1 protein-coding gene is annotated in these 232 nt (G+C 23.3%); it reads left to right on the top strand.

Annotated features, from left to right (window positions below; genetic code table 11):
- Positions 1 to 232: right-handed parallel beta-helix repeat-containing protein (locus SAZ04_RS23110; protein ID WP_332700157.1), on the top strand; the 232-nt coding region annotated here is incomplete at both ends.

Genomic DNA, 232 nt, shown 5'->3' with positions numbered 1-232 from the left:
AGATAATAGTATCAATAACAATATCATTGATAAAAACGGAAATGGTATTTTTCTAAAAAAAACTGGTCATAATTTAATAACAAAAAATAACATTACGGGAAGTAATAACTATGGTATAAATATATATTCGAATTCTTCTTTAAATACGATTGAAAATAACATCATCCGAAAATCAATGAATAGTGGAATAAATATAGCAGATTATGCAACAAAAAATAACAAATTGGTTGGA

The sequence above is a fragment of the Halalkalibacter lacteus genome (genome assembly GCF_036663595.1).
Classification (GTDB): Bacteria; Bacillota; Bacilli; order Bacillales; family Bacillaceae_D; genus Halalkalibacter; species Halalkalibacter lacteus.
This window is presented reverse-complemented; position numbering and strand designations above follow the sequence as displayed.